Below are 15,997 nucleotides of genomic sequence, written 5' to 3'. Positions count from 1 at the left end.
CGCTGAAAAGTGGTAGCCGGTTTTCAGATAAAGATACGCAGAAGCAAAGACAAAAAGAGCCGGTTTCAAACCGGCTCTTTTGCTTCACCGTGAGAGATGAATGTTATTTGGTGGTGCCGCCCTGATTGGCTTTGTCCAATGGCACTGGGCGAACGATGTTGAACCAGAAGTCAAAGGTATCCAGCATGCCGAGCAGATCGGTGAGCTTGGAGGCTTCTCCATCAACTGAGATCATGCCGGATTGGATCGCTTCTTCAAAGGTTTCCATGCCAAGCATGATGTTGTCGAGGGTGCTTCTGTCCATGGTGACGGTCGCGTCTGCATTTTCCAGCTGATAGCCTGCGATGTGGCTGAGCGCTGCGTTCTGCAGTTCCATGGCGTACTTCTGATCGGTATCCGGGAAGACCCAATTCAGTTTGATTTGCTGGTTGCCAGCCTTGGTGTTGTTCAGGCGCATGGCCGCATAGTCGAACAGTAGGTCGATGTCCATAGAGCGGATGATATCGGGGCTGGCGGTGTCGACAGCGGGCAAATCTTCAATGCCGCTGCGTAGCTCCTGTGCACCTGACAGGTAGAAGTTGCGCCATGGGCCAGACTCTGCCTGATAGCCGAGCTGTTCCAGTGCATCTGCCTGCAGTTTGGCGGCATCCTTGTTATCCGGTTGGGCGAAGACCAGGTGGTTGAGCACTTCCACGACCCAGCGATAATCGCCTTCATCATAGGATTCTTGCGCTTTTTGCAGGAGGACGGCTGGGCCGCCCATAAACTCAACGTATTTGGGGCCAGAGATGCGTTCCGGATATTCGTGCAGGGTGGCCGGGTTGCCGTTGAACCAGCCGAGATAGCGCACGTAGGTGGATTTGACGTTGTGGTTGAACGAACCGTAATAGCCGCGGGCACTCCAGTCGTGCTGCAAGGTTTCCGGCACTTCCAGTATCTCTGCGATCTCCGTCATGCGGAAGCCGTGGTTTGCCAAGCGCAGAGGCTGATCGTTGATGTAACGGTAAAGATCACGCTGATTGCGCAGGTGCTCCATGATCTTGTCGTTGCCTGACAGATGCCAGTGGTGCGGGGCAAAGAGGATATCGACGTCCTTGCCGTACTTGTAGATGGCCTCATTGATGTATTTAGACCAGCCCAGAGGATCTCTCAGTTTCGCGCCGCGCAATGAGTATGTGTTGTGCATTGTGTGGGTGGCGTCTTCAGCGGTGCACAGGGCTTTGAGCTCTGGAATGTAGAAGAAGAACTCAGAAGGGGCTTCAGAATCCTGCGCCATCCAGAAATCGAAGGTGAGGCCGTCGATAGTGTGGGTCTCGCCGTTGTTCTTGATGATGTCCGTTGGCGGAATGAGAGTGACGGTGCCGGTCGATGTGGTTGGGCCGAGGCCTGCGCCCACTTGTCCTTGCGGGGAATGAGGCAGCAGGTTGCCGTACATGTAGGAGGCGCGTCTGCTCATGGCGTTACCGGCCATCACGTTTTCTGAAACGGCGTGTTCCATGAAGCCTTCCGGGGCGTAGATCTTTACTTTACCGCTGATCACGTCTTGCTCGTCCACCACGCCGCGCACGCCGCCGAAGTGGTCCACATGGCTGTGGGTGTAGATGATGGCTTTGACTGGCTTCTTGCCACGTTGCTCGTAGTAGAGCTCCAGAGCGTAACGGGCGGTTTCCTCGGAGATCAGCGGGTCGACGATGATGATGCCTTCATCGCCTTCAATGAAGGTGATGTTGGACAGGTCTGCCGCGCGGACCTGGAAAATGCGTTCCGACACCTGAAAGAACCCGCTGAGCAGGATCAGCTGGGATTGGCGCCAGAGGCTTGGGTTGACGGTTTCCGGGGCGATGGAACCTTGCATGATGAAATCGAACTTGGAGAGGTCGTAGACGATCTCGCCCTTGGCATTCTTCACCACGCCGCCATCAGGCAGAGGTGCGAGATAGCCGGCCTGCGCATCCTTGAAGTCTTCTTCATCAGCAAAAGGCAGCTGCTTTAAGATGTTCTCGTAGATCTCACCTGTGAAGCGCGTTGCTGGGTTGGTGACGGTTGCAGCCATAGTTGCTGTGAGGGACAGGGACCAGGCCACGCTGACACCAAGGGATGTGCATAGGATTTGGCGGGCAAAGGATTTTTTGGTTTTGTTGAGCGTCATTCCCGACCTCCGGAGTAGAGTTGCCCCTTCCTTATCGCGTTGCAGTTAAGGGGGAGGCTCAACCAGTGTTTGAAATGAGGTTTTTGGTTGCTGAAGGCCTAATCGCACGCCGCAACCTTGGGTTATTAAGTTCAGGGTTTGCGTGGTTTTGATTGACTTCCGATTTGAGGGGAGTGAATGATTGCCTAGTTATATTTAAAGGTGCCGTTTCAATGATTTCGCGCGTTCTTTCTGCCTTTCTCCTGACCAGTGTCTGCATGGGTTTTGCGCAAGGCGTCTCTGCGGCTCCCTATGCAGAGCAGGAACGTGCGGTGGGGTTGCGTGAGGTATTGGAACAGCGTGGCTATAAGCGCTCCGTTCTGGAAGAGCATCGCAGCAAAGTGGAGAGCATCGATTTTGATGAGCTGCGGTTGCGGGCAGAGCAGGGCGATGTGAATGCGCAGTACCAGCTGGGGGAGTCGTTTTGGCTGGGAGACGGCGTAGCGCTGGACTATGAGCAAGCGCATTACTGGCTGACGAAAGCGGTTGAACAGCAGCACGTCGATGCCAGTGTCCTGCTGGCGATCATCTATGAGCGCGGACACTTCGTGGTGCCGGATCCTGAGCGGGCGGCAGAGCTTTACTTTGAAGCCGCACAATTGGGGGATGACTGGGCACAGGCTCAGTTGGGGCGGCTGTATGTGGATGGTGAAGGCGTTCGTAAGGATGTTGCCTATGGACTGAAGATCCTGAAACAGCTTGCAGCTCTTGAGTATTATGTGGCGCTGGATTTTCTTGGTGACTTTGCCAAGGAGGGGATTCTGGATGGCTCTCCTAACTATGAAAAGGCTGCGGAGTATTACGAGCGTGGCCGGGAGGCCGGAAGTGATGTGGCAGCCTCCCGACTGGCTGAGTTAATCTATGACGGGCATCTGGGCGAGGTTGATATTGAGCGGGTGCTCAGCCTGCTGGAGGAAGAGCTCGGACATTCCTCTCCCGGCGCTGCGTCGGATTTGGCGGATATCTATCTGGAAGGGCGCGACGTTCCCAAGGATGTTGCCAAAGCCCTTGAGTATTTTGAGCTGGCAGCCGAGTGGGGCTCCTCTTACTCGCTGGTGAGGATTGGTGAGCTTTACGAGGAAGGCGCGCTCGGGGAGCCCGATTATGGAAAGGCCGCGGAGTACTATCAGTTGGCCCGTAAGCGGGGGAATGGAACGGCTTCTGGCTATCTTGCCTATCTCAAGAGGTATTTGACGCCTGAGGACAGCACACCTGAGGAAGTGATTGCGCTCTATGAGGAAAGCGTCCTGCGAGGTGCCCGGTCTGGTATGGTTGGGCTGGGGGATTGCTTCCGCGATGGTTACGGCGTTGAGACCGATCATGCCAAGGCGCGGGAGTATTATCTGCAAGCGGTGGAGGTGGGGTCTTCACTGGCGCTGGTGCGGCTGGGGAATGTTTATGATGAGGGCCTTGGCGTTGAGAAAGATTATCTGAAGGCTCGGCAGTACTATGAGGATGCGATTGCGGAGGGGTATACTAACGCGAATGCGGATCTGGCGTTTCTTTATCAGCAAGGGCTGGGTGTTGAGAAAGATGATCAGAAAGCTACAGAGCTTTATGAGTTGGCGCGAGAAGGAGGAAGCACCTTTGCTGCGTTCCGCCTTGGGCTGATCTCCTATTATGGGGATGGCGCAGAGCAGGATTACTCCCGCTCGCTAAAGATGTTCCACGAAGCAACGCGTGGTGGCAGCAAAAGCGCCTACGATTATCTTGGCTACCACTATCATTATGCGCTGGGCGTGAGGGCGGATTATATCGAGGCGCGCTATTGGTACGATGCAGCGCTTGCCGCCGGTATTGATGATGTGAAGATCGATCTGGCGTTTCTGGAAGAGGATGGTCTTGGTGGACCTCGGAACAAAGCCCGCGCCAAGCGTCTCTACAAAGAAAGTATCGAGATCAACTCAGAAGCACGCTTCCATCTTGTTCGAATGGAAGATGAAGCTGACATTCTGGACTTGAAACAGGATGAGCATGTTGCGGCCTATAAAGCTGCGATGGAAAAAGGCAGTCAAGCAGCCAAGCTTGAACTTGCGAGCATTTACTTGTTCTCATCGGACAAACACAAGGATGTTGAGGCGGCAAAGCAGTTGCTGCAGGAACTCGTGAAGGATGGCTACTCAGATGCCTACGTCTACATGGGGGCGTACTACGACGAGGTGAGCCCTGACCAGGACAATGCAGTGGAGCACGCCGTTAAGTGGTTTAGCAAAGCGGCGGACCTTGGGAGCCACTATGCTGCAAAGCGGCTGGTCTGGATCTTCGAGAACAATCCTCCTGATGGTGAGCGGCCAGATAAGTTGGCTCATTGGCGTCAGGTGCAAGGGCTGAATGGTGATGCTGTTGTGGCGCTGGAGGCTGCGAAGGATCTGGAGTACAGCCGGATTGATCAGGACTTAAAACTGCAGGAACGCCTATACACTGTTGCGGCAAATGCTGGTCTTTTACAGGCGCAACTGGACCTTGCCAGAAAGTACATCTATGGCTCTGAGTTCCCCGGCAACTATGAAAGAGGCGTTGAGATATTGCGGGAGGCAGTTGGCCTTCATGGTCCTGCGCAAGCCTACGAGATTACCCATCGGCTTTCCGGTGGGATGACGGTTGATGAGATGCTGAAGACGGATGGCATCAGCAGAGACTGGGACAGGAAACATCTGACTGCAGTGAACCTGCTTTATGGTCTAACAGTGCCGAAGAACGTTGATCTAGCAGAGAAACTGGTTCGCTCTAATCCGGATCGCTGGGTGTATTCTCCAGAAGCGCGGTATACCCTTGCCAATATTGTTTTTTCCAAACAAACACCTTCTCAGGCTGAAGTTGAGGAAGCCCTGCAGGCTTTGGAGATCTCCGCAAACAGTGGTTACATCAGTGCGCAAAGAAAGCTGGCGGAGCTTTATGAAGAAGGGCGCCATGTTGAGCAGAACTACCGCAAAGCGGGTATGTGGTATCGCATTGCTTCCTCCAAAATCCCGTCCCTTAAGATCCATGTAGCACGGCTGATCCTCAACGGAAAAGTGGACGCCAACTATGGTGAAGATGCCTTGGAGATTTTGACGAATGCGGCTGAGCAGCAAGACTTGCTGGCGATTGAATTGCTGATTGAGTATTGGGCAGACAAAGAGCCTGATGGCTATGAGCACAAGCGATGGATGCGCCGATATAAAGTGCTATTCAAGCCATTTTCCTAGCCTCGTTTAATAATGCCTTTTAATAGCTCCGTTAGATTGCTTCATTGTAGCACTCCCATCGATAGATTATTTAAATGGTCTCTGTATTCTAGAGCTCGCGTTCCAAAAACACTTCTTGGGTAGATAGGGTATAGAACTATTATTTCATTTTTGTAGAAGTACAGCTTGAGATGTAATCAGTCAGAGATATGTACATCGCGTTTGCTAAGTCATTTCTCACCAAAAATGATCTATCCGGTGATAGAAGCCATTCTGCGCCTTCGCATGTACTTATCATTCGATATGAACGTAAAGGTGGGTAAAATTCAGATAGTATTTTCTCGTTTGATTTTTTTAGTTCGTATATTTGCTTGTCGTCGAATTCTTTTCTTGAAACTTCTTCTTTAAGTTTATCGAAAAGAAAAATCTGCTTCTCAGTTATATGCGCAAATAATGAGGTAGTCTCAGGTGCACTATTAAAGCTAATTCTTGTATAATCGTATAGTTTAGGCCTATTAATTTGCACTGACTCAACCCCTAAAAAATCACGAAGATCAATACGATTTTCTTCCAGACTGAATTGGCGGGTAGTGTCACATTTTTTCAATACTTTCTGTATGTTAATTGTACACGATTTTACTTCGACTTTCACATTATCGAACCTTGTAGGTTCGTAACTACTGCGTAGGGCGCGTTCGATTAATTGAGTATTTGCGCCTCTTGCTCCTGAACTATTGCTGCTAAGAAAAACAGATACTAAATCAAACTGAACGGGGCTTGATAACAATAGCAATGTACTAAGGGGTATGGCTGCTAATAATACGAATAGGAGCTTTTTGATCACACTTATTATCCCACGAGTCGAAACCACTCGATTAGATTAGGTGCTCGATGATATTGCAACTTTTAGTTTTAAATTGCCTTTTGGTAATATCTATCTGATCACGATCTTTAGCTCGTCGTCGCTCTTTAAGCCGTATCTCCATACAAAGTGGATCAAAGCTCTCGCCTTTCTGATTGAATACAAAAACGATGAGCTCATGAGCCTTTGTCCCTCATAGGAAAGATACAATTCTGCCGGCCTTCTATATGGTGCATATACAAAATGCACAGTCAGGCAATGATGTTAGCGATACAGAGAGATTAGAGCCTAGATACTGTTTCCAGTCCCATCAGCTCTTTGCCGGGTGGTTAGTATCCGGCAAGCAAAGACTGATTAATCGTGCGGACTGGTGCTTCTAGGAGGTCTGGTAGACCGTTTTGTTGTGGCGCTCCATCATTCGATCTGGTGTGCTCAATGATGTGAAGCCAAACTGTTTGTAAAGCTCATGTGCATCTGCTGTGGCCAACATGAAACGGCGTAGGCCTTGCAGGTCCGGGTGTGCGTCGATCGCTTTCATGAGCTTTTTGGAAATGCCTTTGCCACGCTGGGCCGGGGTGACGAAAACGTCCGCCAGATATGCAAAGGTGGCTTGATCAGTCACCACGCGGGCGAAGGCCACCTGTTCTCCGTTTTCCAGATAGACGCCAAAGCAGATGGAGTTGGGAATAGCTTTGTCAAACGTCTTTCTCGGCAGACCTTTGCTCCAATAGGCTTCCTCTGAAAGAAACTGGTAGATCTTATTCAGCTGTAGTTTGCTCTTATCGGTTGAGATTTCAATTTCAAGAATTTCATTCATTTCAATTACTTAGTTAGGAGGAAGTTTGCAGGCTGGTTTCCGGTTTGGGTGCACGGATCATCAGGAGGATGCCTGCAGAGAGGAGGGTGAGGAGAGCGGAAAACTGGATCGTGTTTCCGAAGGAGGTGATGCTGGCCACCGTTCCTGTGGTCATGTTGCCAATCAAGCCTCCGGCAAAGAGGGCATTGGTGTAGTAAGCCGTGGCGATGCCGGGTCTGTGCGGTGCGTAAGACTGGATGAAGGTGAGGCCAAGCCCAACGTTGATGCCATAATAGAGACCCTCCAGTGCACAGAGTAGATAGACCTGTGTTGGGTCAGTTGCCCGAACGATTAGCAGGAAGAAGAGTGTGCCGAGCATTGCTGAAAACAGCATGGCATTTCTCTGCCCGATCTTTTGAGCAGGTTTGACCACGAAGAAGATCGCAATCACCTCCACAAAGCACTTTACTGAAAAAGCCAGGCCTGGCGTTGCGGTTGGGAAGCCCATTTCCTCAATGAAGAAAACAGGTCCTGCCGACACAAAGGTGGTGTTGGCAGCGGTGAGCGCAAAGATTGGCAAACATGCAAAGATGAGCGCAAACGGCACGGGTTCGATACCACCGCCATTGCTGGCTTTTATCGGATGGTGTGTGGTGAAGCTTTTCGGAACGATCATGGCGCCCATGGCCAGCCACAGAATGCTGAGCACGCCAGCGGTTGGGAAAATGGAACTGACACCAAAGATGCCATAGAGCGTGAAGGCCAGCGGTGTGCCGATCATCCAACCTAAAGACATGGAAATGCGCAGATGGGAGTTGAACTTGGCAGGCTCCCGATTGGTTTGCTCTGCAAACAGGCGACCAAAAGAGAACATGGTGGAGAGCACTCCGCCGGAAACACCCATAAGCGGCACACCAAGCAGCAGTATCCAGTAGGACGGAATAGCGGACTGCAGGCCCATGTTGAGCATGTAAAGCGTGGTGCACAGGATCAGAATTGGCTTCAGGCGGGCGCCCGCATCAATGCGCGCGCCGAAGTAACGGTTCGAAAACAAGGTCACAATGGTGGAGCTGGCGATGTAAATGGCGAGCTTCCAGGCAGGTTCGCCCAGCTCTGTGACTACGTAGGAACTGTAAAGCGGAATAAGGCAGGCCACGGCCAGCGAGCCGATGAGCATGTACGCATGAATCAAAAAGGGAAAGCGATCCAGCATTGCCAGAGCAGCGGGAATAGAGCGCATGGGAAATCCACGGGTGATGGGAAAAGATTAACGAGAAACGAGGGGATGTACGTATTGATACATCTCCTTGCAGGAAATGCAAGCAGGGAGATGTTGGAGAGCTCTTTTGCGTGCGTGTTGGGTGCGGGTGTGAGCTTAAGAGGTTTGTGCGAGCTGCTCGCTTTGTGGTGGCTTGATCACCAGCAGGATCAGGGTGGCTAAGGCTGCGAGGACTACGCTGCTCAGGATCGTGTTCTGGAAGCTGGTGTAAGACGCGACGATACCGGTGAGGATGTTGCCGGCCAGCCCGCCAACGAAGATGGCGTTGACGAAGTACGAGGTTGCAATGCCGGGTTTGTGGCGAGCGTAGTTCTGGATGAACGTGATGCCAACGCTGGCACAAATGCCATAGTACATGCCCTCGATGATGCAAAGCATCAGAACCTGATTGATGGAGGTGGCGCTGGTGATGGTGGCGAAGAAGAGCAAGGCGCCCAAACCGGAAAGCAGCATCATGTTGCGCTCGCCAATGCGCTCTGTTGGTTTGATGGCGAAGTAGATGATGACGACTTCGAACAGGCTTTTGGTGGCAACTGCCCATCCGGGAACAGAGGCTGGCAAACCCATCTCTTTGATGAAATAGACTGGTCCGGCTGAGAAGAAGATGCTGTTGGCTGCTGATAAGGCAAACACAGGAACACAGGCGATCAGCAGCATGGCTGGGACTGTATCAGCAGTGTTGCTTTGCTGGGTTTGCTTTTTGATGTGTGTTTTGAGCGTTGCCGGAATGAACAGAAGACAGAGAGTGAGCCAGATGAAAGCAGAGGCAGCTGCAGCAAGGTGGATTTCTCTGAAGCCATAGGTGCCGTAGAGCAGGAAGGCTACTGGTGGACCGAACACCCAGCCCAATGACAGGCAGATGCGCATGTGGAGGTTGAAGGTGCCCGGATGGCGCCCGGTCTGTTCTGCAAACAAGCGGCCCGTGGAGTACATGGTCGACAATGCGCCAGCGCTGATACCGATGAGTGGGATGCCGAGAATGACGAGGGTTACATAAGACGGGGCTGCGATCTGGATGAGCGCATGGAGCGTGAAGGCGCAGATGTTGATGAGGAGCAGCGGCTTGACCCGATTGCCGGCATCAATGAGCCCACCAAAGATGCGGTTGGTGACGAGAGACACCAAAGAAAAGCCGCCGATGACCAGCGCAAGGTTGAACGCTGGTTCTTCCAATTCCTCAATGATGTAAGTGCTCAGCAACGGGATTACGAAGGCAATCGAAAATGCGCCAAAGAACATCACTGCAAAGAATAAAATCGGAAACTTATCAAGTCTTTGTAAGGGACCGCTAATAGGATTCAAGAAAAACTCCACGCCCTGACCTTGCAAATATTGGTTTCGGGCTAATTGCTCTAATACTACGTAAATTACCTGATGGGCTATGCGTGTAAAGTGAGCAATTTTAAGCACAAAAAAACCCGGTTCTGGACCGGGTTTTTCTGGATATCGCGTATATCTAAGCCTCTGGAAGATTATTGATTATTGCTGACTTAGTATAGCTGAGCTGGATTAAGGTTGCATTCCGTAGGGTTGACTTGGAAGGCCGCCTTTGGGCCAGCTCAACCTCGAAGCAGCTTGATTTGCTTGTGCATTCAGACCGCTTCGAGTTTTGCTTTTCGCGTTGTCTTATCCGGGAACTGCTGAGCAGTTCTGTCGGATAGTGCTTAGTTCTTGGACTTGTCGACCAGCTGACCAGCGGAGATCCAAGGCATCATGCCGCGGAGCTTTGCGCCAACTTCTTCGATTGGGTGCTCGTCGTTCAGGCGGCGGGTTGCTTTGAACTTCGCGCCACCAGCCTTGTATTCCTGGATCCACTCAGAGGTGAAGGTACCGTTCTGGATTTCTTCCAGGACGCGCTTCATTTCTGCTTTGGTCTCGGAGGTCACGATGCGTGGACCGGTCTGGTACTCACCCCACTCAGCGGTGTTGGAGATGGAGTAGTTCATGTTCGCGATGCCACCTTCGTAGATCAGGTCTACGATGAGCTTCACTTCGTGCAGACACTCGAAGTATGCCATTTCTGGTGCGTAACCAGCTTCGGTCAGGGTCTCAAAGCCTGCGCGGATCAGCTCAACCAGACCACCGCAGAGAACTGCCTGCTCACCGAACAGATCGGTTTCACACTCTTCACGGAAGGAAGTTTCGATGATGCCGGAGCGACCGCCGCCAACGCCGGAAGCATATGCCAGACCGAGGTCTTTTGCATTGCCGGTTGCGTCCTGATGAACAGCGATCAGGCAAGGTACGCCGCCGCCCTTCTGGTATTCACCACGTACGGTGTGGCCTGGGCCTTTTGGTGCAACCATCAGAACGTCGATGGAAGCTTTTGGCTCGATTAGACCGAAGTGTACGTTCAGGCCGTGTGCGAATGCGATTGCAGCGCCGTCACGGATGTTGCCAGCGATTTCGTCTTTCCAGATGTCTGCCTGAAGCTCATCAGGAGTTGCCATCATCATCAGGTCAGCGTCTTTTGCAGCTTCTGCAACGGTCTTACAGGTGAAGCCGTCTGCTTCTGCTTTCAGACGCGTGGTGGAACCTTCGCGCAGAGCGATGGTGATGTCGGTCAGGCCACTGTCTTTCAGGTTCATTGCGTGTGCACGGCCCTGGGAACCGTAGCCAATGATGGTGACTTTCTTGTTTTTGATCAGGTTCAGATCGCAATCGCGGTCGTAATAAACGCGCATGGTATTACCCCTTGTTTCTCACATGCCTTTCCCAAAGCATGTGTCATCAGTTTTTAATTCCGTGCTCCGTAGAGCTGTATGAACTGTTTGACTGCTGTTTGGGCAGCCAATTCCAAGTCTTTTGCTAATGCCTGAGCTGTACCGCCCAGAAGCATGCGAATGTGCTGGTCGCGAACAACCAGCCCGTAAAGTGTGCTGTAGGCTTCCTGCGGGTCTTCGCAGTGCAGGTAGCCAAGTGTGCATCCCTTTTCCAGCAAAGCTGTGGTCTGTCTGCCAATGCGGGCGCGGCCACTCTTTTCGAGGATGGCGCCGAGACCGGTTTCAGATTTGCTGGCTTGCCCGATGGCAAGTCTGTTCAGGGCCAGAGAAACGTCACCGGAGATTGTCTCCAGCAGGTTTCTGGCAAATTCTTCTAATGCGGCGCGCAGGCCGTCTTCGCTCATGTTGGCTGCGGGGTCAGCACCCGGAATAACCTTGGAGGCTTGACGGGTGACGATTGCGGCCAGCAATCCATCGCGATCTCCAAACCACTTGTAGAGGCTCTCTTTGGAGCATCCCGCAGCACGGGCGATAGCAGCTGTTGTCAGCGCTTTTTCGCCACCTTCCACGAGCAGCTCCAAAGCTTTGTCCAGCACCGCGCGCTGGCGGTCTGTAAAGTCTGGTTGTTCTGGCTCAGTGGACATATGCGGTTCTAATTCCAGCGGTTTGGCTTGTTTGATTTTCTGTACCGTACGGTACGGTTCGGTTATGGCGCAGAATCGAAATGGATGCAACAGGAAAGTGAGGGGAAATGCAGAGTTGACGCAATAAAATTAGGTGTCTTTAGGTGAGCTTGGTTTGATCCTTTCAAAACCGCGCAAAAAAATGCCCCGAAGGTCTGTGCTCCTTCGGGGCATTGCTGATCTGAACCAAAGTCAGTTCAGTTGGGGGCTCTTAAGTTAAGCATGCGCCGCGTTTGAGTTGACGGATGCCTCCTTGTTCTGATCCATGCCGCGAGCCACTTTCCATGGGCGATACATTTCCAGTGCGATCATGACGACGACGAGGGCTGCTGCGGTGATGAGGCCAAGCATCCAGAAGGGCAGGGATGGGAACAGATCAGCGTAGGTGATCTTGCCGAAGCTGCCCATGTCCAGCACGCCGTCGATGAGGGATTTGTTGTAGCCATAAAACGCTGCGCCCATGATGCCGCCGACGACGGTGAGCCATGCGTCTTTGTAGCCGCGGCCAATCTGGGCGAAGACTGTGCCCGGGCAAGCACCAGCGATGGCGATGCCAACGCCTAGGATGGTGCCGCCGACGATGATGTTTCCGACAACGAAGCTCTTTGGATGCAGCTCAGCAAGGCCGAGTGCCGTCAGGCCAGAGAGGGCGACAAGGCCGGTGGCTGTGGCTGCGAGGAACATCTTGAGCATGGTGTAGTCTTTAAAGAGGAACTGGCCAATGAGAACGCCGGGTTCCATGACACGAGACTTTTCCAGTGCGACGCCGAAGATGATGCCCATGGTGAGGCCGAGGATAACAAGCCAGAAGATTTCCATGTGACCTCTCCTTAGGATGCGCGTTTGTAAAGAAGGTTGGCTGCGACGATGCCGCCGGCGAACATGGCTGCGACAGCGACACTTGAGCCGACGCCAAGCTGTGCGAGGCCGGAGATGCCGTGACCTGATGTGCAGCCGCCTGCGATGCGGGCACCGACCAGCAGAACGAAGCCGCCGATGAAGCCTTGCAGAAGCCGGATGACTGGTGCTGAACTTGCGCCGATGGTCTTCCAGCTTGGAGAAGAGAAGCTGGCTTTCCGACCGCTGGCTTTATAAGAAATCAGCGCTCCCAGAGCGATGCCGATGACCAGTGCGCTTTGCCAGAAGTATTTGTCCTTGGACATGTACTTGGCGAAGTACTTGATCTCCGTGATGCTGGAATCGAAGAGTGAAAAGATGAAACCGGTGCCGGTGATGAAAGACGATGAAGCGCCCAGTGCGGTATCAACCAGCAGGAAAGCCGGGATTTGCAGGAGCCCAATAATTATGCCCGCCAGATAGGGGGACCAAACGTTTTGCCTGAGAAGATCCAATTGATTGCCCTCCGATCTCTCTTTAATTTAGAATATTAATATATACTAATAAACTAAAATACAAGAGGAGTTTGCAAGAAATTGTGGCTTCGCTCGGACAGCTGAACTTATCGTTTTCGCAAGATTTTCCAGCCTTTGCTCAATGCAATCAAATGCGTTGGTTAGGTTGTTTGATGTGCAGGTGATGAAGTTCTCTAGTGATTTTAAATATTGGAAATATGAAATTCATACTCCGAGTATTGGTTATTGTGGGACCTGCGTTTTCCTTCAGGATGTAGCTGCTTTGCATTTGGGAGGGATAATGTCTTTATTTGAGTATAAGGGAAATGATGCTCGGCAACTTATGTCTGATGCTTTGGACTTGATGCTTTATAGCTATCATGGGTTGGATGATGCGCTTGGGAGTGCGTATCAGGCCAATGGCTTTTCGCTGGCAACGTTGGTTGGAACCCTTTGGGGGACTGAAGATCAGGCAGGCTTGCTGAGCGGGGAGAGTGAGCAAGCGGCACGTGACCGGATTGAGGAGAAGGGGTGGACGGTCCTTTCTGCTGAAGATCTTGGTTACGAGAGTGCTCTCGTTGATCACAATGGGACGTTTCAGGGTGAGACGTTCAAGTTCAAGGATGCGCAGGCCGACGTGCTGGCCAAGTATGATGAGCATGGCAATATTACTCAGGTGGCCTTGGCGTTTCGTGGAACGACGGGAACTTTGGACAACATTGTTACCGACACCATTGGCGATGTGATTGACTATCTGGAGTTCTTCAAGGATGAGCCGCATTACGTGGAAGAGGCGTTTGGTGGGCTGCTTGCTGCGCTTAAAGACTTCATGGTGGGACACGGTCTGGATGGCAGTGACCTGATCGTCACCGGGCATTCTCTGGGGGGCGGTGCTGTTGCCAACATGGCAGAGCGTAGCAACGACTGGCTGGATGGGTTTTTCGTGAATGCCAATTACATGGCGTTTGCCAGCCATTATGCGCCAGAGGATGGTGCTGCGGTGTTGAGCAGCGGAGCTGAGCTCTTCAGTTTCGATCTGGAGAATGATCCGGTGCCTTCGGTGATTTCCTCGGATGGTCTGGATCTGACCGGAAACGACACAGACTATGGCTATGACACCAGCAATATCGTCATTTTCAATGATTGGTATGATACGCCGCTGTTCTGGGATGGTGGCGGTTTGCTCAATCTGCCAAGCTGGTCAGCGCATTTGCCGTTCAACTACAGCACAGCGTTTAACGCCATCAATGCCTCTGAGTTTTACAGCGAGATGAACCGGGACAGTGTGGTGATCATCTCCGGACTTTCTGATCAGGAGCGCGATGATACGTGGGTTGAGGATATTCAGATCCCGCTGGATCCAACCGGACACCATGGGCAGGACGCCTATATTCTTGGGTCTGCCTCCAGCGACTTGTTGCGTGGCAATGATGGTGATGATGCGCTGGAAGGTTTTGCCGGGAATGATCATCTGCGCGGCGAGGATGGCAACGATCGTTTGCTGGGTGGTGCTGGTGATGATGTTCTGGAAGGCGGGGACGGTAATGACGTCCTCCATGATGGAGCTGGCCTTGACTTCCTTGTTGGGGGGGATGGTGCAGATACATTCTGCTTTGCGGATGATGGTGTGAAGGATGTGATTGACGACTTCAAGGTTGGCGAAGATACCATCGATCTTTCCGCAGCCGGGGTAAGCTCGTTCTCACAGCTCGACATCGATGAGAGTCTGCTCGGTGGCTGGATCACGATCTCCTACGGCAATGATGTGCTTGAGGTGGATACGGGGTGGCTGTTCACCTACAGTCTGAGTGCTGAAGACTTTGTGTTTGTCTGATCAACAACAGGCTTCTCTCGCTGTTTGGTGAGGGGAGCCTAACTGACGGTCGCAGAGGCGCGTGTCTGAGCGCGATAGGCTCGTTCGTTCTTCAGTAACTGAGGAGCGTCGAGGGTGCTGATGGGGACGGATTTGTCCTTCGGGATGTCATCGGTCACCTGCAATGAGAGATAGCGAAGGCAGCACACGCGCAGGAAGCTGGTGAAGTTGCCGAGGTCATGTCCGGCTTCAATGGACTCATTGTGCAAGCGCGTCAGGAGCTGGCCGACGGACATGTCATCTCGCCGGGCGATTTCTTCCAGAATGGTCCAGAAGTAGGTTTCAAGTCGCACACTGGTGACCATACGGTCTATGCGAAGGGAGCGTGTGGTGCTCTCCCACAGATCAGAATCTGCCTTGATGAACAGCTCGCACATGGTCCCCTCCGCTTTATCCCGTGCTATGCCTCAAGCATAGGCAGGCTGGTTGAGCAGGGCAAGGAACTGCTTGAGCCATGCTGGGTGAGCTGGCCATGCAGGGGCTGTCACCAGATTGCCGTCTGTGACTGCATCGGCCACATCGATATCGGCAAACTTGCCGCCGGACATGGTGACCTCAGGTGCGCAGGCTGGGTAAGCGGAGCAGGTTCTGCCTTCCAGAACGCCAGCCGCAGACAGAAGCTGTGCGCCATGGCAGATAGCGGCGACTGGTTTGTTTTCAGAGAAGAAGTGGCGGACCATGTCCAGCACTGCCGGGTTCAGGCGCAGGTACTCAGGGGCACGGCCGCCCGGAATGACGAGGGCGTCATAGTCTGCTGGATTGATGTCGCTGAAGGTGGCGTTGAGAGTGAAGTTGTGACCGCGTTTTTCGGTGTAGGTCTGGTCACCTTCAAAATCATGGATGGATGTTGCGACGGTGTCGCCTGCGCTTTTGCCCGGGCAGACGGCGTGAACATCATGACCAACGGCGCCTAGTGTTTGAAATGGCACCATGGTTTCGTAATCCTCGGTGAAGTCACCGGTGATCATAAGAACTTTCTTTGTGGACATGTTTCCCTCCCAGATGTCGCTGTGAGGGAAACCTAGCAAGGGATGGGACTGAGCGGGTAATAGCGTATTACTACATAGCTCAGTC

General features: G+C 52.5%; 13 protein-coding genes. 2 read left to right on the top strand and 11 right to left on the bottom strand.

Annotated features, from left to right (window positions below; translation table 11 throughout):
- Positions 1–103: 103 nt before the first annotated feature.
- Positions 104–2,149, bottom strand: a complete 2,046-nt coding sequence (locus tag AC3CB2_RS13980; RefSeq protein ID WP_352933443.1) for an alkyl/aryl-sulfatase — start codon at positions 2,147–2,149, stop codon at positions 104–106.
- A gap of 212 nt (positions 2,150–2,361) precedes the next feature.
- Between AC3CB2_RS13980 and AC3CB2_RS13975 the strand changes: the two genes are divergently transcribed.
- Positions 2,362–5,376 carry a tetratricopeptide repeat protein gene (locus tag AC3CB2_RS13975; RefSeq protein ID WP_352933440.1) on the top strand — a complete coding sequence of 1,005 codons (3,015 nt, stop codon included), beginning with the start codon at positions 2,362–2,364 and terminating at the stop codon, positions 5,374–5,376.
- A 139-nt stretch (positions 5,377–5,515) separates the two neighbouring features.
- Here the strand turns inward: AC3CB2_RS13975 and AC3CB2_RS13970 are convergent, their stop codons facing one another.
- The 8 genes from AC3CB2_RS13970 to AC3CB2_RS13935 form a co-directional block, all read right to left on the bottom strand.
- Positions 5,516–6,199 carry a hypothetical protein gene (locus AC3CB2_RS13970; RefSeq protein WP_352933437.1) on the bottom strand — a complete coding sequence of 228 codons (684 nt, stop codon included), beginning with the start codon at positions 6,197–6,199 and terminating at the stop codon, positions 5,516–5,518.
- 394 nt (positions 6,200–6,593) lie between these two features.
- Positions 6,594–7,034 carry a GNAT family N-acetyltransferase gene (locus tag AC3CB2_RS13965; protein ID WP_352933434.1) on the bottom strand — a complete coding sequence of 147 codons (441 nt, stop codon included), beginning with the start codon at positions 7,032–7,034 and terminating at the stop codon, positions 6,594–6,596.
- Positions 7,035–7,047: 13 nt separating this feature from the next.
- The gene (locus tag AC3CB2_RS13960; RefSeq protein WP_352933431.1) at positions 7,048–8,253 is read right to left on the bottom strand and encodes an MFS transporter; all 1,206 of its coding nucleotides are present in this window, start codon (positions 8,251–8,253) and stop codon (positions 7,048–7,050) included.
- Between the two features lie 135 nt (positions 8,254–8,388).
- Positions 8,389–9,594, bottom strand: coding sequence for an MFS transporter (locus AC3CB2_RS13955; RefSeq protein ID WP_352933428.1), 1,206 nt, complete (start codon positions 9,592–9,594; stop codon positions 8,389–8,391).
- A gap of 362 nt (positions 9,595–9,956) precedes the next feature.
- Positions 9,957–10,976 carry a ketol-acid reductoisomerase gene (gene ilvC, locus AC3CB2_RS13950; RefSeq protein WP_008548157.1) on the bottom strand — a complete coding sequence of 340 codons (1,020 nt, stop codon included), beginning with the start codon at positions 10,974–10,976 and terminating at the stop codon, positions 9,957–9,959.
- Between the two features lie 53 nt (positions 10,977–11,029).
- The gene (locus AC3CB2_RS13945; protein ID WP_352933425.1) at positions 11,030–11,659 is read right to left on the bottom strand and encodes a TetR/AcrR family transcriptional regulator; all 630 of its coding nucleotides are present in this window, start codon (positions 11,657–11,659) and stop codon (positions 11,030–11,032) included.
- A gap of 255 nt (positions 11,660–11,914) precedes the next feature.
- Complete coding sequence (locus tag AC3CB2_RS13940) at positions 11,915–12,517, bottom strand: YeeE/YedE thiosulfate transporter family protein (RefSeq protein ID WP_352933422.1); 603 nt, start codon at positions 12,515–12,517, stop codon at positions 11,915–11,917.
- An 11-nt stretch (positions 12,518–12,528) separates the two neighbouring features.
- Complete coding sequence (locus AC3CB2_RS13935; RefSeq protein WP_352933420.1) at positions 12,529–13,050, bottom strand: YeeE/YedE thiosulfate transporter family protein; 522 nt, start codon at positions 13,048–13,050, stop codon at positions 12,529–12,531.
- 301 nt (positions 13,051–13,351) lie between these two features.
- Here AC3CB2_RS13935 and AC3CB2_RS13930 point away from each other — a divergent pair, with 301 nt between their 5' ends.
- Positions 13,352–14,884, top strand: coding sequence for a triacylglycerol lipase (locus tag AC3CB2_RS13930; RefSeq protein WP_352933417.1), 1,533 nt, complete (start codon positions 13,352–13,354; stop codon positions 14,882–14,884).
- 38 nt (positions 14,885–14,922) lie between these two features.
- Here AC3CB2_RS13930 and AC3CB2_RS13925 read toward each other — a convergent pair whose 3' ends face one another.
- On the bottom strand, positions 14,923–15,300 hold the full coding sequence (locus tag AC3CB2_RS13925; RefSeq protein WP_352933414.1) for a ribbon-helix-helix domain-containing protein: 378 nt from the start codon (positions 15,298–15,300) through the stop codon (positions 14,923–14,925).
- Between the two features lie 30 nt (positions 15,301–15,330).
- Positions 15,331–15,912, bottom strand: a complete 582-nt coding sequence (locus AC3CB2_RS13920) for a DJ-1/PfpI family protein (protein WP_352933412.1) — start codon at positions 15,910–15,912, stop codon at positions 15,331–15,333.
- Between the last annotated feature and the right edge of the window lie 85 nt (positions 15,913–15,997).

The sequence above is a fragment of the Pseudovibrio sp. SCP20 genome, assembly GCF_057774105.1.
Note: the sequence above shows the minus strand (reverse complement) of the source record. Positions and strands in the feature narration are given on the sequence as shown.

Coding starts and splice junctions, on each gene's coding strand:
- ilvC (WP_008548157.1), bottom strand. CDS start 10,976: ATGCGCGTTTATTACGACCGCGATTGCGATCTGAACCTGATCAAAAAC.
- AC3CB2_RS13945 (WP_352933425.1), bottom strand. CDS start 11,659: ATGTCCACTGAGCCAGAACAACCAGACTTTACAGACCGCCAGCGCGCG.
- AC3CB2_RS13965 (WP_352933434.1), bottom strand. CDS start 7,034: ATGAATGAAATTCTTGAAATTGAAATCTCAACCGATAAGAGCAAACTA.
- AC3CB2_RS13930 (WP_352933417.1), top strand. CDS start 13,352: ATGTCTTTATTTGAGTATAAGGGAAATGATGCTCGGCAACTTATGTCT.
- AC3CB2_RS13940 (WP_352933422.1), bottom strand. CDS start 12,517: ATGGAAATCTTCTGGCTTGTTATCCTCGGCCTCACCATGGGCATCATC.
- AC3CB2_RS13975 (WP_352933440.1), top strand. CDS start 2,362: ATGATTTCGCGCGTTCTTTCTGCCTTTCTCCTGACCAGTGTCTGCATG.
- AC3CB2_RS13925 (WP_352933414.1), bottom strand. CDS start 15,300: ATGTGCGAGCTGTTCATCAAGGCAGATTCTGATCTGTGGGAGAGCACC.
- AC3CB2_RS13920 (WP_352933412.1), bottom strand. CDS start 15,912: ATGTCCACAAAGAAAGTTCTTATGATCACCGGTGACTTCACCGAGGAT.
- AC3CB2_RS13980 (WP_352933443.1), bottom strand. CDS start 2,149: ATGACGCTCAACAAAACCAAAAAATCCTTTGCCCGCCAAATCCTATGC.
- AC3CB2_RS13960 (WP_352933431.1), bottom strand. CDS start 8,253: ATGCGCTCTATTCCCGCTGCTCTGGCAATGCTGGATCGCTTTCCCTTT.